General features: G+C 69.0%; 14 protein-coding genes. 11 read left to right on the plus strand and 3 right to left on the minus strand.

Going from position 1 to position 20,619, the window contains the following annotated elements; genetic code table 11:
* The first annotated feature begins 88 nt into the window (after positions 1 to 88).
* The 8 genes from AOK23_RS26465 (at position 89) to AOK23_RS26500 (ending at position 13,476) form a co-directional block, all read left to right on the plus strand.
* Complete coding sequence (locus AOK23_RS26465) at positions 89 to 1,723, plus strand: TIGR02677 family protein (protein ID WP_055715136.1); 1,635 nt, start codon at positions 89 to 91, stop codon at positions 1,721 to 1,723.
* Positions 1,720 to 3,045 carry a TIGR02678 family protein gene (locus tag AOK23_RS26470; protein WP_055715137.1) on the plus strand — a complete coding sequence of 442 codons (1,326 nt, stop codon included), beginning with the start codon at positions 1,720 to 1,722 and terminating at the stop codon, positions 3,043 to 3,045. The genes AOK23_RS26465 and AOK23_RS26470 overlap by 4 nt, the downstream gene beginning before the upstream one ends.
* The gene (locus AOK23_RS26475) at positions 3,042 to 7,298 is read left to right on the plus strand and encodes a TIGR02680 family protein (RefSeq protein ID WP_055715138.1); all 4,257 of its coding nucleotides are present in this window, start codon (positions 3,042 to 3,044) and stop codon (positions 7,296 to 7,298) included. The genes AOK23_RS26470 and AOK23_RS26475 overlap by 4 nt, the downstream gene beginning before the upstream one ends.
* A complete protein-coding gene (locus AOK23_RS26480; RefSeq protein ID WP_055715139.1) occupies positions 7,295 to 8,566 on the plus strand; it encodes a TIGR02679 family protein in 1,272 nt (423 codons plus the stop codon). Before AOK23_RS26475 ends, AOK23_RS26480 begins: the two co-directional genes overlap by 4 nt.
* 495 nt (positions 8,567 to 9,061) lie before the next feature.
* Positions 9,062 to 10,576 (plus strand): NaeI family type II restriction endonuclease, encoded by a 1,515-nt coding sequence (locus AOK23_RS45565; protein ID WP_157878156.1) that lies wholly within the window; start codon positions 9,062 to 9,064, stop codon positions 10,574 to 10,576.
* A gap of 204 nt (positions 10,577 to 10,780) precedes the next feature.
* Entirely contained in the window at positions 10,781 to 11,341 is a 561-nt protein-coding gene (locus AOK23_RS26490; protein ID WP_055715141.1) for a hypothetical protein, read from the plus strand.
* Positions 11,338 to 12,018 carry a hypothetical protein gene (locus tag AOK23_RS26495; protein ID WP_157878157.1) on the plus strand — a complete coding sequence of 227 codons (681 nt, stop codon included), beginning with the start codon at positions 11,338 to 11,340 and terminating at the stop codon, positions 12,016 to 12,018. Before AOK23_RS26490 ends, AOK23_RS26495 begins: the two co-directional genes overlap by 4 nt.
* Before the next feature lie 1,032 nt (positions 12,019 to 13,050).
* Positions 13,051 to 13,476: a hypothetical protein gene (locus AOK23_RS26500; protein ID WP_240496566.1), complete on the plus strand. Its 426-nt coding sequence runs from the start codon at positions 13,051 to 13,053 to the stop codon at positions 13,474 to 13,476.
* Between the two features lie 334 nt (positions 13,477 to 13,810).
* Here AOK23_RS26500 and AOK23_RS26505 read toward each other — a convergent pair whose 3' ends face one another.
* Positions 13,811 to 14,131 (minus strand): hypothetical protein, encoded by a 321-nt coding sequence (locus tag AOK23_RS26505; protein ID WP_157878158.1) that lies wholly within the window; start codon positions 14,129 to 14,131, stop codon positions 13,811 to 13,813.
* 492 nt (positions 14,132 to 14,623) lie between these two features.
* Here AOK23_RS26505 and AOK23_RS26510 point away from each other — a divergent pair, with 492 nt between their 5' ends.
* Together AOK23_RS26510 and AOK23_RS52025 are read left to right on the plus strand one after the other, a co-directional pair.
* Entirely contained in the window at positions 14,624 to 15,103 is a 480-nt protein-coding gene (locus AOK23_RS26510; protein ID WP_055715145.1) for a hypothetical protein, read from the plus strand.
* A 537-nt stretch (positions 15,104 to 15,640) separates the two neighbouring features.
* Positions 15,641 to 16,960, plus strand: coding sequence for a helix-turn-helix domain-containing protein (locus AOK23_RS52025; protein ID WP_055715146.1), 1,320 nt, complete (start codon positions 15,641 to 15,643; stop codon positions 16,958 to 16,960).
* A gap of 131 nt (positions 16,961 to 17,091) precedes the next feature.
* Here the strand turns inward: AOK23_RS52025 and AOK23_RS26520 are convergent, their stop codons facing one another.
* On the minus strand, positions 17,092 to 18,012 hold the full coding sequence (locus AOK23_RS26520; RefSeq protein ID WP_055715147.1) for a hypothetical protein: 921 nt from the start codon (positions 18,010 to 18,012) through the stop codon (positions 17,092 to 17,094).
* A 489-nt stretch (positions 18,013 to 18,501) separates the two neighbouring features.
* On the opposite strand from AOK23_RS26520, the gene AOK23_RS26525 reads away from it, so the two are divergent.
* Positions 18,502 to 19,110, plus strand: coding sequence for a hypothetical protein (locus AOK23_RS26525; protein ID WP_055715148.1), 609 nt, complete (start codon positions 18,502 to 18,504; stop codon positions 19,108 to 19,110).
* 30 nt (positions 19,111 to 19,140) lie between these two features.
* On the opposite strand, the gene AOK23_RS26530 is transcribed toward AOK23_RS26525, so the two are convergent.
* Positions 19,141 to 20,619 (minus strand): FAD-dependent monooxygenase (locus tag AOK23_RS26530; RefSeq protein ID WP_338056519.1); only part of this gene is annotated, 1,479 nt, incomplete at its 5' end.

Below are 20,619 nucleotides of genomic sequence, written 5' to 3' on the forward strand. Positions count from 1 at the left end.
CGCGGGATTCGCCACAGGCAGGCACACGTCCGTGGCATTTTCGGCCACCCACCGGCGGCGCCCGTATGCGCCGCGTAACCTCACGGGCATGGGGGCATCAGCATCCGGTGCAGGTCAGGACGCCGACGAGGAGGCGCGGCGGCGGCTGAACGCGTACACGTACCTCAGCGCGCCCGAGCGGCTGGAGCACGTCGCGATCATGCGGGTCTTCTGCGGAACGCTGCTGGCCGATCTCGCTGTCCCGGACATCATGGCGAAACTGCGCCAGGCCGGTGCTTCCGCCGCAGGACTCGACGCCGACACCCTCACGGTCCGACTGGAACAGCTGGTCCAGTGGGGAAACCTGCTCCGCAGCAGCCACACGGTGAACGCGTCCAGCATCAGCGAGTACCAGCGCTCCCGCGCGCGCTACCAGCTGTCGAAACTGGGCGAACGCATCCAGCGGGACGCCGACGGAGTCCTGGCCGAAGCCGACGCCGCCCGCGAGGTGAGCAACGAACTGCTGGCACTGGTTGAGCGCGGACTACGGGCGCTGGCCGACCTCGTGACCGCGCCGGGCGGCGTCGAGCCGCAGGACGGACTGGAGCGGATCAGCACGCTGTTCGTGCAGTTCACCGAGTTCGCGGACTCCATACGCGACTTCTACGCCTACCTCGGGCAGGTGCTGTCCCGCTACGACCTGGACAGCGCCGAGTACCAGGGCTTCAAGGAGCTGCTCCTGGACTACGTCGAGGCGATCACGGAGGACGTGGCGTTCCGCGCGCCCCGGATCTCGGCGGCGTTGGACACTCTGTGGCCGCACATCCCGGCTCTGCTGAACCAGCTGGACTCCCACGCCCAGGGGCTCACTGGGCTCTCGGCGCAGTCGCAGGTGCAGGGCGAAAGCCGCCCGGACGTCCGGATCCAGCGCAGCCGGGGCCGCGAATTCGCGGACTGGGAGGGCCTGCGCGGCTGGTTCAGCAACACCGACGGCCAGGGCAGCCAGGTCGACCAGCTACGCGATGCCACCCTGCGCGCGTTGCAGTCGCTGCTCGCCAACGCCAAGCGGATGCTGCGGTCGGCCACCGGGGAGATGTCCCGGCGCAAGGATCTGCTGCGGCTGGCCCGCTGGTTCGACGAAGCGGCGCCGCGGGACGCACACGACATCGCCGTCGCCGCATTCGGGCTGTACGGCGCCCGCCATCTGGGCATACCTCCGGCCACCGACGAGGTGGTGCCCGCCTACACAAGCTGGTGGACCGGTCCCGTGGTCGAAGTACCGGTTGCCCTGCGTGAAAGAGGCAGCCGAGCCCAGCGGGGCCGGGCCTCAGCAGTGGAGGACCACTCCGCGCAGAAGCAGCTGCTGAGGGAGGCAGCCCGTCAGCGGGCAGCGGCCAGAGCAGCAGCGGCAGACGAACTGCGCAGCGCGTCGGGCCGGTTCGCCGAGGTACGCCTCACGTCAGCGGCACTCAGCCTGCTCCTGGAGCTGCTGGCCACAGCGCTCGGAAACTCACAACTCAGCCGGCCCGTCAGCACGGACGGGGAGAGGACGGCGGGGTTCGACCTCGACTCGGCCAGCAGTGAAGACGCCGAACTGCGCATCCGTCTCACCGTGCGCCGGACGACGGGCACGCGAACGGTGCTGTACTCGGCCGACGGCGACCTGCTGCTGGACGACCTGGAGCTGGACATCGGTCGCACCTCCGCCGCGGTCGACGGCGAAGCGGAGGCGAGCGTGTCATGACCCTCCCCTCGACTCACGACGTAGCCCTGGCAGCCGAGCGCCGCACCGCCGCCCGGTTGCTGCTCGCCCACCCGCTGATCGCGTCGGACGGCCCCCACGCCGACCTCTTCCCGCTGATCCGCAGGCACGCCGACTGGCTGGGCAAACGGTTCCAGCAGGTGCTCGGCTACCGCCTGCTGGTCGACAGCTCCTACGCCCGGCTGTTCAAGGCGGGGCTGGGGACGGGTTCGGGTCATCGGTTGGAGCGCTCCACCGGCACTCCGTTCACCCCACACACGTACGCCTGCCTCGCGCTGGCCCTGTCCGTGCTGGTGACCGCGCCCGAGCAAATGCTGCTGTCACACCTGGTCGCCGATATCAGGGCTGCCGCAGCCGACGCCGGGATCGAGCTGGAGGAAACAGGCCGGGCGGCCGGGAAACGGACCCTGGTCGCGGCGCTGCGCCAGCTCGTCGACTGGGGCGTGCTCATCGAGACCGAGGGCCATGTGGCCGCGCTTGCGCAGGATGCGGGCGGAGAAGCCCTGATCACGATAGATCGGGAGCTGGCACGCGTGGTCGTCGCTGGCCCGCTCTCCCAGGCACGGGACGGCGCCGACCTGGTCCGGCGGGCAGCCGACCCGGGCTTCGGCGGACCACGCACCTACGTGCGCCGGATGCTCGTCGAGACACCCGTCGTCCACCTCGACGAGCTGACAGACGCCGAGCGTGACTGGCTGCGCACCCGGCAGCGCCGGGAGGCCCAGGCTTTCTCCGAACTCCTGAGCCTGGAGATGGAGATCCGCGCCGAGGGCGTGGCGCTGGTGGACCCCGAAGAAGAGCTCACGGATCTACACCTGCCGGGCACCGGGACCGTCGCACAGGCCGCGCTCCTGCTGGCGGAGCGGCTCGTGGAACGGCTTCGGCCGCAGGAACCGGGGCATCCGGCGACCGGCGGGACGCTCGTCATCGGGGTGGCCGTCCCGGACGGCCTGGTGGATGAAGTACTGGCCGGGCTGATCGCCGAGTACGGGCACCGCAGCAACTGGCAACGCGGCTACCTGGAGGACCTTCCCTCCCTGCGAGAGGCCGTACTGGACCTGCTGGTCCGCATGCGGCTGATGGCCCGCGCGGGCCGGCTGCGCGCCGAGGGCGAAGGACTGCCGGAGGGGTACGTCGAAGAGGCGTCGGAAGGACGCACGGTGACCGGTGTCCATGGCGCACGGCCCGGCGGCGACGGCTGGGTGCTGCTGGCAGCAGCGGCCCGCTACGCCACCCAAGTCACGGTGCGCCTGGCCGCCGCAGCCGACAAAGGCACAGACGTTCAAGAGGAGTTGCCGCTATGACCACCGACGCGCGTGGCCTCGTTCCGCTGCCGCGTTCCGGCGCTGCGACACCCACCGGCCCTGCGACGACCGCTGGCACCCGCTTCCGGCTGCACCGGGCGGGCATCCAGAACGTCTGGCAGTACGACGAGCAGGAGTTCTCCTTCGGCGACGGACGCCTGCTGCTGCGTGGCAAGAACGGCGCGGGCAAGTCCAAGGCCCTGGAGATGCTGCTCCCGTATCTTCTGGACGGCGACTCCCGGGCGCTGGACGCGACCGGCACCGGCCGCACCACGCTTGCCTGGCTGATGCTGGACGGGTTCGAGCAGACCAATCGTCTCGGGTATCTGTGGGTGGAGTTCCGGGGCACGGCCGACGACGGCGGTCACCGCCACCTGACGCTCGGTGCCGCCATCCGCGCCTCGAAGTCGACGCAGAAGGCGCTGCCGACGTTCTTCGTCACCCCGCTGCGGATCGGTGAGGACCTGCACCTGGTCGAGGCCGGTAAGCCGCTGCCAGTCGACCGGCTCAAGGAGATCGTCGGCTCCGACAACACGACCGACCGTGCAGTCCAGCACCGCTCGCGCGTGGCCCGGGACCTGTTCGGCATCACCGACGCGACGCGCTACCGCAATCTCACCCAGCTCCTCCACCGGCTGCGGCGCCCGACGGTCGGCGACCGGATCGAACACGGGGGCCTGGTCTCCCTACTGAGCGAGACCCTGCCGGGGCTCGACGAGGACGTGGTCGAGAAGGTGGCGCGCAACCTGCACGACCTCGACGCCGTACGGGACGAACTCGGCCGCCTGGAACGCACCGACACGGCACTGCGCACCTTCCTCACCAGTTATCGCGGCTACCTGGCCGGAGTCCTGCGCACCTCCGCGCAGAGAGTGAGCCACGAACTGGGCGTCCTCGCGCAGCGGCGCCGGGCGGCCGGAGACGCCGCACAGCGGACGAGCGACCTGCGGACGCAGGAGGAGGAGTCGGAGGGCCGACTGGAGACCCTGCGCGACGAGGAACAGAACGCCCGGACCGACCTGGCCGCCCTGCACGCCAGTCACGCCTACCGCAGCCTGCGCGAACTGTCGGAGCGCCGCGGCACGGTGGAGGCGCTGCACACCGCCGCCGTGGCCGCGTTCACCACCTTGCGCAACGCCTATGACGCGGAGGAGGGCTCGGCGGAGCGGCTGGCCGAAGGTGTCGAACACCTCGGAAGCCGGCTGGCCGAGCTGGGAACCGAACACCGGGAGTTGCTGACGCAGGCGGAGAAGGCGGGGCTTCCCACCGGCCATCTCGGCGAGGCGGTGGCTCTGCCACGCACGGTTCTAGCCCAGGCCACCGAGACCGAGTTGACGACTCCGGACGGGGAGACGCGTACCGTACGGCACCGGTCGGTGGCCCGCGTGGACACAGTCACGGCGCAGGAGGGGCTGAGGTCCTGGCAGAACCAGTTGGAGGACGCCGAGGCGGTCGCGAGAAACCGGGCCCGGATGGTTCAGGAGGTGACCCACCTCATCTCAAGGGCGGACGAGGCCCGGGTCGCGGCAGCTCAGGCCGATGCCGAGCGGGAACGGCTGGAAGGCGAGGCGGAAGAGGCCGCCGGCCATCTCGACGGCAGCCGTCAGAAGGTCGCCGAGGAGAGCGGCGCCTACTCCCGTCAAGTCGCCGAGTGGGCGGTGCGCACTCGGACTGCGCTGGGTCCCGACTGCCCGTCGCTGGACACCGTCCACGCCACCGTCGGCCACGAGACCTCTACCGACGCTCCGTTCGCGGACCGCACACTGCCGCCCGATATCGACAGCCAGGCGCGGCGGGCAGCTCAGGCCGCGTTGGAGCCGTACGGCGAGGGACTCACCGGACGCCGGGACGCCCTGGCACTCGGCGTCAACCGGCTCGGCGAGGAACTCGACCACCTGGCGGAGCAGAAGCGGGACTGGGAGCAACGTACCGACCCCGAGCCACCGGCCCCGCACCATCGCGCCGCTGCGAGGACGTCGGGCAGTGGAGCCCCTTTCTACCGGCTCGTGGACTTCGTGGACGGCGTGGCTCCGGCCGACCGAGCCGGTCTGGAAGGGGCGCTGGAGGCGAGTGGAATCCTGGACGCGTGGGTGAGTGCGGGCGGCATCCTTCTCGATCCGCGCACCCGGGACACCCTTCTCCAGCCGGGTCCCGCGCTGTCCGACGGGCCGACTCTCGTCTCGGCCCTGCGCCCAGCCCCTGAACCGGGTTGCGGCGTCACCTTCGAGCAGATTGGGGGTCTCCTGGCCACCATCGCACTCGCATCGGCACAGGAGACCGCTGCGCACAACGCGGTTTTCTACGACGGCAGTTGGCGTTTGGGCGTGCTCAGCGGTCGTCATGAGAAAGGCGACACCGAGTACGTGGGGGCCGCCGTACGCGCCGAGACTCGGCGACGCATTCTCGCCGAGCTGGAGGAGCGGATCACACAGACTCAGCAGCGGCTGGCCGATGCCCGTGAGGAACTCGCCGTAGCCGATGCCATGCGTCGGGCTCTCACGCTCGCGGAACGGGATTTCCCCAGGGCACGGAATCTCGCGGACGCGTGGAGCAGGACCGAATCAGCCGAGCGGACTCTGCGCGACCTGACCGCCAAGGCGACCCGGGCGGCGCGGCTGGCCGAGGAGACCCGCGCTCTCGCGGTGTCGGCGCGGACCGAGGCGGATGCCACCGCGACCGCCCACGACCTGCCCGGCGACCCCGCCTCCCTGGACCGTGTGCGCACCGCACTGGCTGGTCTGCTCAGCGGTATCGGGCATTTGCGCAGGGCCGTCAGCGGCACGGGCGAGCGGCTCGGTACGAACCAGGCCGATGCCGACCGGTACGGACGCGCCCGAGAGGATCGCCTGGCCGCGGACGAGAGCTACCGGCTCCACCTCGCTGAACTGCGCACCGCTGAGCAGGACCTGCGCACCCGCGAGGAGGCCATCGGGTCGTCCGAGGAGGAGATCCTCTCCCGCGAGCAGGAGTCCAAGCAGCGCATCGCGAACGCCGTCCAAGCGCTCCCCGCGGCGCAACGAGCTCGCGACGATTTCCACGACCTGCGCGTGCGCGCGGAGGAGGACGAGAAGCGTCTGCGCGGGACCCTGGCGGACCAGGAAACGGCGGTCATCGACACCGGCAGCGCTCTTCGCGGTGCTCTCGGCCGCCCGGAGGTGGTGCTCGGCGCCGGCCTTGACCGGTCCTCGCTGCCCGAGTACGTGTCGGACGATCCCAGCGCGGACGTCCGCAGCCGTCTGCGAGCGCTGCGGGCCCTCGCCGACGCCGTAGAGCAGGCCCTCGGCCGCCCGAAGGGCGAAGTTTCGGACAGCACCCTGCTCAACCGGCACACCGACCTGCGCGACCAACTGGCGGGCGGGTACGACGCACAGCTGGAGGAACGCGACGGCATCAAGGTGTGCCGTTTGGTCGACGACCACGGGTCCCATGACGTCGCGGCGGTGGGCGAGCGGATTGCTCTCCAGGCCGCGGAGGCCCGAGGGCGGCTCACCGAGCGCGAACGCGAGGTGTTCCAGCGGTTCCTGACCGGTGAGCTCGGGGACCACCTCTCGGCGCAGGTCATCACCGCGGCGAACCTGGTCGCGGCTCTCAACGACACCCTGCGGACCGTGCGCACCTCCCACGGACTCGGCGTCGAGTTGCTGTGGAAGCTGGACGAGGACGTGGACGCGGATGTGCGCGCGGCCGTCGAGCTGCTGCGCAGTCCGTCGAGCCTGAGGACGCGCGACCAGACCGAGCAGCTGCGCGAGGTGCTGCAACGCCGGATCGAGGACGCCCGCCGTGCCGACCCGTCAGCCGGTTACGCCGCCCATCTGCGGACCGCGCTGGACTACCGCGACTGGTTCCGCTTCCACACCTTCGTGGTCGATGACGCGGCTCCGGGCCGCCGTAGGAAACTGACCGGCCGGACCGGGCTCAGCCAGGGCGAACAACGCGTGCTCTCCTACCTCGTGCTCTTCGCCGCAGCTGCCGCCCACTTCACGAGCCTCGCCGAGTCGGCACCGCACGCGCCACGCCTGATCCTCCTGGATGACGCCTTCGCCAAGGTCGACGAGCCCACCCACGGCCGGCTGGGCCGTATCCTCGTAGACCTCGATCTCGACTTCGTCCTCACCAGCGAGCGGCTCATGGGCAACTGGCCGGAGGTTCCGTCCCTGCACATCTACGAGTGCCTCCGTGATCCCCACGTACGCGGCGTGGCCACCCTGCACTACACCTGGAACGGCCGGCACCGGCGTCTGGTGTCCGTATGAGCGGGCTGCCCGCCGCAACGCGCGACTGGCTGACGGGACCTGGACTCACCCGGCTCTGGCAGGGCGCCCGTAAACGCCTGGAAAGCAACGGCGTGCAGGCCACGGGTTCGCTAAGGCTGACCGCGATGAACGCCCAGGAACGCAATGCCCTGTCTCTCCTGCTGGGCAAACCCCTCACAGGTGCCGCCGTGACCATACGGCTCGACGTGCTCGACGCACGGCTACGCGCCTCGGCCGCCGGTCTCGGCCTCAGACAGACCCTGGAGGAACTCGGCCCGCCACTCACCGACCGCCGTGCCGCCCGCGCGGACGTTGCGGCACGGCGGGAACAGGTGTGGTCGTCCCTCGCTTCGTCACTGGACACCTCCCCGCTCGCCGACCAGGAATGGCCCCGGCAGTGGTACGACCTGCTGCGCCGTACCGGCGTTCCGAAGGGAGTGACGCCCGAAGCGGCGATATGGACACTCCAGCAAGCGGTCCAAGTCCTCACCACTCTCCTCGGACCCGAGCGGGGCAGCACACTCGGCCGAGGAGAACTCGCCGCCATGGCGACCGGCTCCGCGCACGGCCTGGACGACGGCACCTGGCTCGCACGTCTCGTCCAACGCGGCGTCGCCCTCGCCCACGGCACTGAGTTCCCCGACGACGCGGCCGGTCGACGAGCTCTGTGGCGGCTGGTGTCCGTCACTCCGGACGAGGTTTCCAGCGCGGTCCTGACGTACGGGTTGCGGCCCGACGGCGAGGGCTGGCGGGAGCGCGCCCTACGGGAGCGGGCCGATCATCACGCCGAAGTTCACGTCACACCGCGCGACCTGCATGCCCTTCGGCTGCAACTGCCCGCCGGAACGCTGATCCACATCTGTGAGAATCCGCGCGTGGTTGAAGCCGCGGCGGACGCGGCCTGCGTCCAGCCCCTCGTGTGCACGTCCGGCAGCGCCGCCACCGTGGTCTTCACGCTTCTTGACGCCCTCGCCGCCACGGGTTGCCGCTTCGCGTACCACGGCGACTTCGACTGGCCGGGGATCGCTCTGGCCAACCGGGTCATCCGCCGCTACGAAGCCCGGCCGTGGCGCATGGGCACCGCGGATTACGAGCATCTGGCCGCTCGCAGTCAGGCCGAGGGCATCCCTCAACTGGCACTCGACGGCCAGCCGGTCGACGCGGACTGGGACCCGGATCTCGCCCCTGCCATGACCGCCCTCGGCGTCGCGCTCCATGAGGAGGCCACTCTCGACCTCTTGGTGGCCGACCTGTCACGCCAGGCGTAGAGACATCGGCACTATGCCGGGTCCCGGGAGCCGACCTGTTCCGAGGGCCCCCGGCCTGGGCGGGTTTCCGACTCGGACACCGCCCCGGAGTCGGAAGCGGCAGCAGAGTCAGCGCCATGCCGTCCCCCGGAGCCCTGTGACGGCGGCGTGCCTCCACCCTGGCGCCAGGCCGAGTAGAGAACGGCCGCGGCGGAGGTGCTCGCGATGACCTGATCGGAAGGCAGATTCAAGGCGATCAGAGCTGCGGGCGTGCCGACGATGATGGCGAAGGCGCAGAGATCGGCCGTGCGCTGACGCATCGACATCCTTTCTCACGTAGCGATTTGCGGCTGGGGTGACCACGGTGCCGGACGTCCACGACGCCCGGAAGTTCGATCTTCCGATCAGATAGATTGAATACTCTTTTGAGGAGATCGAAGGGGCGGGGGCGAGGACGTGGCGCGCCGAAGACGGGGCGGTCAGTGGTCAGAGGTGGACACGGAACTCTGCATGCCCATGCGGGAGATCGTGGGGCTGCTGCGTGATCTGGTCGACAGCAGCGGAGTCCAGCTGAAAGGGCTGCAACAGCTACTGCTGGCGCAGCACCGGGAAGGCCCGCGCCCTCCGTCGTATCAGGTGCTCTCGGACCGGCTTCGAGGCAGAGGGCTCCAGAACAACGCCTCGTTGATCTACGCGATCATCGCGGTACTCGCTCCACCAGAGCGTAAGGAAGGCATGACCGAGGAGGTCAGGCAGCACCTGGTGAACGCGCGGGCCACGCTGGCAGCCGGCAGTACACAACCATCGCAAGAGCCGACGCCCGATAGCCCGGATCCGGAACTCCTGGACGTGTTGCGAGAGAACCGCGACCTTCGCAGCAAGGTGGAACGGATCGAGCGCCGCCTGGCGCGCAAGGAGAAGCACCTCCAAGCACTGCGCGACGAGCTGGCCGCCGCCGAGCGCCGAGCTCCGGCTCCGTCCGTCGGCCCGGCACGGGATGAACCGACCACCGTGATCCCGTCCTTTCCGGACGAGGGTTTCGCAGCGACCCGCTTGGCAGACTCCGACATCGCAGCCGCGACCAGCAGCCCTTCTGCCGCCGCCGCAGGAACTGAAAGCAGCTCTGGCTCCTCTGACGTGGCTACCGTCGCGGATGCCCTCCGCGGCATGCCGGACTTCGAGGCAACAACGGCGAACGCCCTGCGCCACGCATTCGACAGCGTGCTCGACGGACGGCGAACGGGGCGATTCGACCCGGCTACGCTCGGGAAATCCGAGAAGGTCTACCTCGGCGCCAAGGTCACTCACGAGCTCACGGCGGCCTGGGGATTCCCGCCTGGCCAGGAGACCACCGACCTCCCGATAGGACGCCAGCAGGTGGTACTGAAGTTCACCACTGGTGCGACATGGACGATTACGCCCGGGGAGGTCGGGAGGGTGTGTCTGCTCGTGTCAGCCAACGACGAGCGGTCCTGCTGGAGCCTCGGACTGATCCGGATCGAACCCGGCCACCTCAGCGGAGCAGCCAACCGCGACTTCAAGCGCACGCTCTCGGCCGCAGGCCGACAGGCCGTCACCTGGCTCTTCCACAACGCGCATCTGCCGGAGAACACCCTTCTCCACCTTCCGGCGCCGCTTCGAGAGAAGATTTTCGCCACCGAAGTGAGCCGGCGCGGCAGCCAGGCCCGGGTGAACAACCTCTTCAGGCTCGCGCAAGGACGGCTACTCAACCGAACCACGATCTCCACCGTCGCCGTGACCGCAGATGGCCCGAAGCGAGTTCGAACTGCCCGGGAGGCGTTGCGCGGCGATGGCATCCTCGTGCTCGGCGGCACCAGTCGACAGGCGACGATCGCCCGTAGCCTCGGCCTGCCCGTGCCGCGCGACGGTGAATGGGTCAGTCAACGGGTCACCCGCCGACGCCCCGAACATGGCGATGCACCGAGCATCGCCCTCTCCGATGAGGTGTGGACACTGGCTGGACCAGACGATCCCATCGAGGAGGCCCCGTCGCTCGCGAAACTCTGGTAGCGCTGAGGGAAACGTCGGCGAACCCGTCCTGGAAGGCGAGGGTGTCCGATTATCCGGTGGAGCTGCCGCTCCGGAAGCCCGCCTGTCGCTGGAGGCACTCCGAAATCTGATCGACGGCTAACTGCGGTTCCTTCGAACGCAGCCCGGGGAAGAACCGTGAACCGACTGGCTACGTCAGACGAAAGCTACTGATACGAGGGGGACATGAACCAGTTCGAACTACGCCGTGTGGAAGGGCAGCTCCGCGAAGCGCTGCAAGACACCGCCCTAAGTTGGGTGCTCGACGATGTCGACGCGGCAATCGCCGCGGGAGTGCCGGAGGAGAAGATCCTCCGCCGGCGCCAGCAGCGCCGCGGCAATGACCTCCCCGCCACGAGTCCGGCTGCAGCAGCGGCTCGATACGAGGTCGTGGACCGCAGCATGCTTGGCCTCGGAGAGTACGAGTCTTCACGCAAGGGAGGAACCCTGGTCATCGCCACGCGAGCCATGACAGAGGAAGAACGTGTGCAGCTCCTCCTTGATGCTGTAAAGCGCGTGCTCGTCGACCTGCCTGAAATGGAACTGGAGGTGCTGAAGACGCTCCGGTCTGAGCCCGAAGGCGACGCTGGCAGCCGGAGCATGGCTGAGGGGGTCGTGTTCGAGCCAGACGAAAGCGCTCGAACGCGCCGTAGCCGAACTGAGTTCCGGGGAGATCGGGTGCCGGCTGAGCGACGTACACGCGTCAGCCAGCTGCTGGCCGAAGTGACGAGGGAGGTAGTCAGTTGAGCACGGTCAATGACCTAGTCAACGAGATCAAGAGCCTTCTCGCTGCGGGGGCGGTGTCGTACGACTCCGCTTCGAAGCCGTCCGACGTCTACGAGGGCTTCATCTTCTCCCTGATCGTTGCCACCGCGAGTCGGCATGGTGCCACTGTCACCTACGAAGACGTCTACGGGGCGAAGGCCAGCAATCTTGTTTTCCGGACAGGGCCCGGTCACCTGTACGGCAACAGCCAGCCCTTCACCCACGCCGTGATCGAGTTCGACGGTGCCCCCGCCCTTGAAGTCCACCTCGGCGTCTATGTGACCGGCTCGTCGGGCGTCCTGCACGAGTGCGACGTGTTGGTGCTGCCAGCCGAGGAAGCCGCCCTGAGCCGAGCGCAGGGCATCGCACCACGAGGCAGTCAGAGCGTCCTCATCGTCGAGTGCAAGTACTACGTCTCCAACCTCGGCATCGACCTCGCACGGAACTTCGAGGGGCTGCGCGCCGACATCCGCACCCAGAATGAACTCTTCGTCGCCAACACCAGATCGTCGAGCATCGTGCGGTACCTCGATGCCCGAAAGAGAGGCTTCGAGCCCGACGTGGTACCCAACTCACCGCAGGCAGGCTATCTCCAGGCCGAGATCAGGAAGACCTTCAAGAGCTACCTGAGCAAGCACGCTCCCTCAACGGTGATCTGAGCCGTCGCACGAGCGTCGCGCACACGTATTCAGCGCGTGCCGATGTGGCGGGACAGGTGGCCCCAGCGACCGTTGGCTACGGTCCCCTTGGGAGCCATCTGGGAGCCGACCCGCTCCCCGAGCCCCTTCGAGGCCACTTGAGACCACGACATCCCGACGCCCTGACCAGCGCAAACGCCGTCCACGCTGGAAAGATCACCACCCGAACCTCATTCGGGACGAAGAGGTCGTGGGTTCAAATCCCGCCACCCCGACAGCCGAAACACCAGGTCAGGGCCGGTTTTCCTTCATGGGAAACCGGCCCTGACTCGTTCCAGAGGGTCCCTGGGGAGTGAATAGGGAGTGGATCACGGAAATTGACTCCCCAACGTCACTCCCGACTCTTCCTCAGCAGCGCATCGAGCGCGCGCACCGGTGACCTTGGATGCATGGCAGACCGTGCCGCCAACGCCTCCTCCCACTGCTCGTCAGTTCGTCCATGAGCCGGTTGCCGTCGCTCATCATGACCAGCCGGGAACTTGCCACCGAGATGCGGCGCCGCTACGCGCACGGATGGCCGACACCTCTCCTGCCGCATTGAGCGTGGTCATGGGTTGGTCACCCTTGGTCATCAACGTGAGGGGGACTCTCGTGGGCGCCACACCACGACGGCGAGGACGGCCCTCCACGCCACACACTCGTCCTGACCGCAGGTCTCCGCCTACGTGAGTGATTACGTATTTTCCCCGATGCCAGGGAGACATGCGGCGAAGAAGCTCGTTCACGAGCCGCGCGTCGGCGCAGGCTGGATGCCCTGGGGCGCCTTCACTTTCGAGTCGGAGCCGATTCAGCCGACCGCCGCGTCGTCGGCCGCCGATCAGCACCAGAGGGGTACAGGGAAGGCAACGCGTGAACCGTCAGCTAATGGAATTCCACGCCTCGTGCGGGCACTTGATCTTGGCCCCGGCCGACCGTGCTGGGCAGAACGTCCGTTGCCCCCACTGTGACCGGGTGGTCCCGGCTCCCGCTGCCGATGTTCCGTACGCCTCGCCCGTGCTCACGCCCGGCTCCGTTCCCGAGCCGACTACGTCGGTGGAGCCGGCCGTCCTGACCGCCCTCTACGTGACCGCCCTCATCGCCGGTGTGCTGGGGGCCGCCTGTGTCTATCTGGTCATGTTCAACGATCTCGACGAGTCCGAACTGGTCACGATCACTCCGCTGTGGTTCTTCCCGATCGTCTTCGGCCTGTACGGCTTCGTCTCCCAGCGGCTGTTGCGGCGTATCTCCGCTGGGCACGCGGGAACTCTCAGTCAGGCCGCCCGTATGTCGATCGACGTGGCCGGCTTCTGGGCGCTCCCGGCGCTCTTCCCGTTCCTGGTGCTGAGATGGCGCAACTCCCTGCTCGTGTCGCTGGCGGCCGCCGTCTTCTGGGCCGTACTGCTGTGGTTCTTTTTCGCAGCGGTCTTCCCGACACTCTGAGCGCGGTCACCGCATCACCTGGCGCAACGAAAGAAAGCACCGATGCCCGAGCTCCGGCGAAGTGCGACACCGCGTGCACCCAGGTGACCGTACCGCGCAGCGCCGACTGGCGAACCGGGCTCTACGACGAAGGTGGTGGGCGATGTCGTGGTCACCGCTGGGCGCCCCCAGGGGCGGAGAAGATGGTCAGGTCTGCCGCCCCGCATCCACTCAACGCGTCAAAGCCGCAATAGCGCTCACGGCATCGGAGTCGAATACCACGGCGGTGTCAACGTCGACGTCCACGACATCATGCATCTCAGGCGCTTCAACGGCGTCGTAGATATCGCCAACGTCAACGACGACCGGACGGGGGAAAGCCCAGGCTGGTCTGTGACCATCCGCCCACCAGGTCCATGACGTCCTGCAGAGCTGCCACCGGGAAGTACTCAACGCCTCGGGTGGACAGCCATCCTTCCCTGTCGAGTCCGTCCAGGACGGACGTTTCCAGCGCTCTCGCCATACCAACGGGCAACCCTGGGATCCGAAGATGCTGGACGATCAGTCCATCCTCGGCGTGCTGCAGAAGCCGGTTGTAGCCGCTGCCGGAGCTGATGCCGGGCTTCACGGTCTCCTTGCCGGTCGTGGTGTCGAGTCCACTCACGATGTAGTACACGTCGTGAGGTGGGACAGTGCCGCCGTACATCCCCCCATCCCCCGTGGGCATTCGGGGCACCCAGGCTTCCTCTTGTTCGGGGCGAGGCCGAACTCGTGCCCGGCGAAGCAGACCGCCTGGTGAGGGCGTGACGCTGCTATCCACTGCGACTCAAGTACGGTGATGCCAAGATCCTTTGCTTTCTCTGAGAACTCCTGAAACTTGGCAAGCTTGTTGCAGGCCCCGAAGAAGTCCGGACGGATGGTCTGGCGCCCGTCCCAACTGTCCACGTGGAACGTGTGCAGGTGGCCGCGCCGGCACCTGACGTCGACGCCGTTGCGGTATTCCTTAACGACGGTGGATCGAGTCTCGCGGACGACCGCCTCGACCTTGGCGAAGCCTTCCAGTGATCACGGCGGTCATAATGGCGTCGCGGTTGGGCGACGCCGCTGGTGAATGGCGTGGTGCGGCCGGGGCGTGTGCCTCGGAGGCGGGCAGAGGGGAGGGGGCGCTGTGGCGGGTGAGGTGCTCGACGCTCTGTGTTGGCGGGGGCCGGCCTCGGTGAATGTGTTTGTCATCGGTTCGGGCAACGCTCCGTTGCCGGAGGAGGCTTTTCGCCTTGCCGGGATGGTTCCCGATGCCTTTCTGTCGTTCCCTCTGCTGGAGCAGCCCGAAGCTGTCGAGCGGCTTGGTCTGGTGTCGTACGACCTCGACTTTCATGACGTCTCGCTCGATCTGCGCGAGTACACGCGCGCAGCGCTTCGGCGGGTGTGCGCGGACACGCGGGCAGTGGCCTGGGCGGCTTTCGAGGGGACGTTCCTCTACGACGAACTCCTCACCGAGCCGGTGGCCCATCAGGTCTACGGCTACTGCGTGACCGGCGCCGAACCGGTGGTCGAGTGGGACATCGCGGTCCTTCGGAGTGACGAGTGGCGTCTCGGAATCGCCAAGGCCCGGGCGGCGTTGGAGGCCTTGCTCTCCGGCTCGGAGTAAGCCCCGGAGGCCCTCGGTTCCGCGATGGGTGAGGGCTCAGGTCGCCATAGGCAAAGGGTATGTTCCTGGAGTGCCGACCGAGTCCGTGCCGATCTGTCCCGGTGCGGTGGCCCGTTGCGGGCCGGCGCGATGGCGCTGTGTCACCGCGAGGAGGACGACCGCCGAACCTGCCGGGTGGTCTGGGGGTGCTCCAACCAGCACATCTGGTGGAAGTGGGCCGACCGTCCGACCGCCCCGCTGGAGCTCTGTCCCTACCCGGATCTCATGGACGGCTGACGATCCACGGCTGACGTCAGCGACGCGGGACGGGGCGTATACCGTCGTTCTGTCCCTCAGTTGTCCCCGCAGGAGTCGGTTACGCCCGCGGGTTCGAGCCTGAGCAGAACTCGTGAGGTGGGGCCGCGTGAGCCAGGTCATGGTTCTCAACGCTGGAACCGTCTCGTGCGTATTGGCGTGCAGGTATGGGGAGCGGCGGGATGTCGTGCCCCGTCGGGACCGGCCTTTGTAGGTCGACTAGCGGATACGAGTGCGGACTGCATGGATTCGATCCACGATGACGTAGCGGAATTCGCGTTGCTGCTGAGGCGTCTGAAGGAACGTACCGACCGCAGCTACGCGGCGCTTGCCCGTCGGCTGGACGTGCACGCCTCGACCCTGCACCGCTACTGCTCCGGTGAGGCGGTCCCGCAGGACTTCGCTCCGATCGAGCGGTTCGCCGTGCTCTGCGGTGCCTCCCCTGACGAGCGCACCGAGTTGCACCGTCGGTGGATCATGGCCTACGCCGCGCGGCAACGGCCGCGTCCGTCCGACGGTCGGCAGGCGCCGGCGCCTCGCAACTCCATGAGCGCCACGGTGTTCATCGATTCCGCTGGCGATGGTGCCGCCTCGGCCGTCCCTGCGCGTGGGCAGAGCCCGGAGGTGAGGGCGGGTAGGGACGTGGCCGGGGCTGTAACCGTCCCTGTAACAACGGACGTTCAGCTCCCTGGGGCGACTTCGTCACCGGCCCGGTCGCGGTTGTCCGGCGGGCGCCCTCGGCGGTGGCCCGGGCGGTCGGTGGTGCTCGCGGTCTCGCTCGTCGCCGTGCTTCTCGGGCTCACCGCTTCCGCCGCCGGGCCGCCCTCCACGTCGGCCACGGGCGGTGGCCGTCCCAAGCCGCACCAGGCGCGGGCCGGCACGGCTCAGCCCGTGGCTCCCCTCACCTGGACCGCCAACTTCCACACGCGTGGGGTCAACGGGTGCGGCGAGGACTACGTCGTCGCCAAGGCGCCGCAGCAGGTTCCTCCGCCGCCGCACCCGGAGGACGTCGCGGCGTGGGTCGACTCCCAGCGGGCGGTGCACGGCGGTCCCACCGGTGTGCAGATCACCGTGCAGGGCCGCGGCTCCGCCGCCGTCGTCCTGAACGCCCTGCACGTGCGCGTGGTCAACCGGGCCGCACCCGCCGCCGACAGGGGCATCGTCTACTCCCTGAGCGACGGCTGCGGCGCCGGCATCGTCCCTCGCTACTTCTCCGTGAACCTCGACGCGCACCAGCCCCTGGCCCGTTCGGTACCCGGCGACAACGGGTCGGGGACGAAGATCCCCGCCATCAACTTCCCCTACCAGGTGTCTCTGCAGGAGCCCGAGGTCCTGGTGGTCTCCACGCTCAACGAGTCCTGCACCTGCGACTGGTACCTCGAACTCGCCTGGTCCTCACAAGGCCGCACCGGCACGGTCCGCATCGACGACCACGGCCGGCCTTTCCGCAGCACCAGCACCAAGGGGCTGACGGGCTACCGGTACGACCGCGTCTATTACAGCCCCGGCCGCTGGGTTCCGATCCCCGCCGTCAATATGGAGGGGAACGGAGGCGAGGGCTGACGCCGCGACAGGTCGCTGGCAGAGGCCGGATCGCCCGGGTCGAGCGGATCGAGTGGGACCGTCGTCCGTTCGGCCGTCAGGGCCCGCTGCCGAGTGGAGCCGGGAGCGGGCCGGGCGGAGTGGGTGTGGCGTCAGTGGGTGCTCGTGCGGCGGATGTCGGTGACGTCGCCGGACGCCGGCTCCAGCTTCACGACGAGGTCGGCCGTCACCGTCGGCGTCTCCCCTCCGCCGAAGGCATGGGTGACCCTGATCTCGCGGCTGTTGCGGCCCTCGCTCACCGTCCAGTCCACCGGGACGTTCTGGGCACGCAGGACGCCGTCCAGGTTGTTCTTCTTCTCCCACGCCGCCAGCCGCTTCGCGAAGGCCGGCGTCAGGTAGTGCGTGCGCAGCGCCTTGGCCAACTTGGTGTCCGGGCCCGCGGCGTCGTCCTTCGCGTCGACGTACGCGCCGTAGAAGTCGGCGATCTGGGTGACCGAGTCACCGGTCCGGCCGCTGACCGACCGCTTCGCGGCGGACGGCTTCGTGGGGGCCGCGCTCGTGGGGCGGATGTCGGTGATGCCGCCGACCACCTCATGCTTCACGACGAACCTGGTCGTGGTCGTCGGCGACTCCCCGCCGCCGTAGGTCAGGGAGACGATGACCTCGAGGCCTTTGCGACCCTCGCTCACCGTCCACTCCACCGGAACGTTCTGGGCACGCAGGACGCCGTCCAGGTTGTTCTTCTTCTCCCACGCCGCCAGCCGCTTCGCGAAGGCCGGCGTCAGGTAGTGGGTACGCAGCGCCTTGGCCAACTTGGTGTCCGGGCCCGCGGCGTCGTCCTTCGCGTCGACGTACGCGCCGTAGAAGTCGGCGGTCTGGGTCACCAGGTCACCGTTGAAGCCGGTGATCGACCGCGGCGCGGCGGACGCCGCCGCGGATGCCTTCGCGGGGGCGGGGGCGGCGGCCTGGGCCAACGCCTGCGTCGACACGCCGAGGCCGACGGCAAGGACGAGTCCGGCGGCGACGGCAGCGCGGCGGCCCGGACGACGGAGTGCGCGGGTGTTCCTGCTCATGTCGTGTCTTCCTTCTTCTTCAGTAGGGGTCGCTCCCGGCCTGCGTCGGCTCTCTCGGCGGACGCCGCACCTGGGGCAGGCCACCGGGGCGTCGGGCGCCCCATGTGGGCATACCGATGCCCGGTGTGCAGGCCTCAGGAGGGAGTCGTCGACAGGCTGCGACCGGGGCCCTCGATCCGCCCCGGTCGGTGCGACATCCACAGGTTCAGAGACAGCCGGGGCCCACCGCAACCACCGCCGCCCAACCCGCGACAGCGCAACCATCCCACCCACCCTGAGCTGCGGAAACGTGTGCTGCCTGAGATGCCGTCCTGAGACGCTCAGAGGCTGAGACGAGGCCGGGGTCGTAGCGCGAGCTACACGGCAGGGTCCATGCGCCAGTGGTGGGAGTTCAGTTGACGCCGATCAGGTGCGTCCGTACTCCAACGCCGGTGTCAGTGGGCGCTGTCAGGATGTGGGTGGCGAGGCGTCGTCATATGGAGGGGCAGCATGAGTGCCGAACTTGGTCCGCTGGTCATCACGCGCCGCAGCGGCGCCGAGCCGATACGAGCCAACGGCGAAACGGTCGGCAGGCTCACCGACTTCTGGAGCTGGGCCTGCTCCGACCTTGCCAACAACACCATGCGCGGTGTCCTGGCCGAGTACCTCGTGGCCACGGCGCTGGGCGCGGCCGCCGGTACCCGTACCGAATGGGACACGGTCGACATCCGGACGTCCGAAGGGTGGCGCGTCGAGGTGAAATCGACGGCCTACCTCCAGTCGTGGGCGCAACCCCAGCCGTCGAAGGTCGAGTTCGGTATCGCGCCGGCTTCCGGGTGGGACGCCCCGAGCGGTGCCACCTCGGTCGAGGTGCGGCGTCGCTCCGACGTGTACGTCTTCTGTCTGCTGCACCATCAGGACAAACAGAGCCTCGATCCGCTGGACCTCGACCAGTGGACCTTCTACGTCCTGCCCACCCGTGTCCTGGATGAGCGCTGTCCCCTTCAGAAGAGGATCAGGCTCTCCAGCCTTGAGCGCCTCAGCCCGGCGAAGACCGATTTCATCGGCTTGCCGCAAGCTGTCGCCGTGGCTGCGGCAGGCGGCGGGGTTCTGCCGTAGGCCTCCTCGCCATGGGTGCCATGGGTTTGTTCACGTGGTCGATCCTTGGGTGGGGCTTCGCTTCGTGGCTGTGAGGGCCGTCTGGTCTTCGGCCCACGCCCCTGCCAGTGGGCCGAAGGGGTGTTTCGTCCCGTAGTTGGCCATGCGGGTGTTGCGCGACTGGGCCTCGGGGCCGTCGGGGAGGTGGTAGTCCTCGCCTGCCTGGGACGAGTGGGTCTGGATGGTTGTGGCTGTGGCCAGGCGGCGGCGTACGTAGTGGTCCAGGGCCGTGGGGACGTCGGACGGGGTCGCGTCCGTGAGGGTGTCGGCCAGGACGGCCGCGTCCATGATCGCCTGGGCCGCGCCCTGCGCCTGGAACGGGACCATCGCGTGGGCGCTGTCACCCAGGAGCGTCACTCGGCCGACGTTCCAGCGGGTGAGCGGGGTGCGGGTGTGGATGCCGTAGCGGTTCATGCGGCCGGCGCGTTCGAGGATGCGCAGTACTCGCGGGTCCCAGCCCGCGAATGCGCTCAGCGGTTCTCCCGGCTCGGCCAGGGCCGTCCAGGACTCCTGCGCCGCCGCCACGACCTTCGAGGACGCCTGCGCCTCCGCTGCCTTCCGGGTCACCCGCGGCTCCTCCGTCCTGACCACCGCCACGACGTTCAGGAGTTGTCGGCTGCGTATCCAGTAGTGGACGAAGTGGCGGTCCGGGCCCAGCCAGATCGCGAAGTCGGGGAGGTCCAGGTCGGCCACCTCGGCTGCGGGGAGCAGTGCGCGGTACGCCGCCGTGCCCGAGAAGACCGCCTCGTCGGGGCCGAAGAGCCACCGGCGGGCCGGCGACCGTATGCCGTCCGCGGCCACGATCAGGTCCGCGCCCAGGCGTTCGCCGGCCGCCGTGGTGACGTACGCCGAGCCGTCGTCCTGGTCGATCGCCACGGCGGTCGTGCCGAGGCGTACCGAGCGGGCGGGGACGGCGGCCGCCAGGGCCTCGTGCAGGTCGGCCCGGTGGACCTGGAGGTACGGTGCGCCGAACTCGGCCTCCGCCTCACGGCCCAGCAGGTAGCGGGTGATCTCCGAGCCGTCGGACCAGGTGCGGAAGCTCCATTGGGAGGGGCGGGCCGCTTGTGCGGCGACCGCGTCGAGGAGGCCCATGTGTCGGAGGACGCGGGTGGCGTTGGGGGCGAGTTGGATGCCGGCGCCGATCTCGCCGAAGCGGGCCGCCCGCTCGACCACCGTCACCTCGCATCCGGCTCGGGCCAGGCTCACCGCCGCGGTCAGCCCTCCGATCCCGGCGCCGACGACGATCGCCCGCAGACGGACGGACCTCCCCTTGCCGGCCGTGCGAACCGCCCGCAGGAGGGCTGGTTCCTCGTCACCGGCCGTACGAGTGCGGTCGAGCCTCCCGGCACCGGCCACCCCGACCTGGAGGGCGGGCCTCCCATCACCGGCCGCCCCTACGCGGACGGGCCGCCCGTCACCAACCACCCCAACCTGGACGGGCCCCCCGTCACCAGCCACCCCCACGCTGAC

This window comes from Streptomyces torulosus (genome assembly GCF_001419765.1).
Taxonomy (GTDB): Bacteria; Actinomycetota; Actinomycetes; order Streptomycetales; family Streptomycetaceae; genus Streptomyces; species Streptomyces torulosus.

Excerpts from the sequence above, each read along its gene's own strand:
- AOK23_RS26470 (WP_055715137.1), top strand. The coding sequence starts at position 1,720 with ATGACCCTCCCCTCGACTCACGACGTAGCCCTGGCAGCCGAGCGCCGC.
- AOK23_RS26480 (WP_055715139.1), top strand. The coding sequence starts at position 7,295 with ATGAGCGGGCTGCCCGCCGCAACGCGCGACTGGCTGACGGGACCTGGA.
- AOK23_RS26475 (WP_055715138.1), top strand. The coding sequence starts at position 3,042 with ATGACCACCGACGCGCGTGGCCTCGTTCCGCTGCCGCGTTCCGGCGCT.
- AOK23_RS45565 (WP_157878156.1), top strand. The coding sequence starts at position 9,062 with ATGCGGGAGATCGTGGGGCTGCTGCGTGATCTGGTCGACAGCAGCGGA.
- AOK23_RS52025 (WP_055715146.1), top strand. The coding sequence starts at position 15,641 with ATGGATTCGATCCACGATGACGTAGCGGAATTCGCGTTGCTGCTGAGG.
- AOK23_RS26465 (WP_055715136.1), top strand. The coding sequence starts at position 89 with ATGGGGGCATCAGCATCCGGTGCAGGTCAGGACGCCGACGAGGAGGCG.
- AOK23_RS26520 (WP_055715147.1), bottom strand. The coding sequence starts at position 18,012 with ATGAGCAGGAACACCCGCGCACTCCGTCGTCCGGGCCGCCGCGCTGCC.
- AOK23_RS26490 (WP_055715141.1), top strand. The coding sequence starts at position 10,781 with ATGAACCAGTTCGAACTACGCCGTGTGGAAGGGCAGCTCCGCGAAGCG.
- AOK23_RS26525 (WP_055715148.1), top strand. The coding sequence starts at position 18,502 with ATGAGTGCCGAACTTGGTCCGCTGGTCATCACGCGCCGCAGCGGCGCC.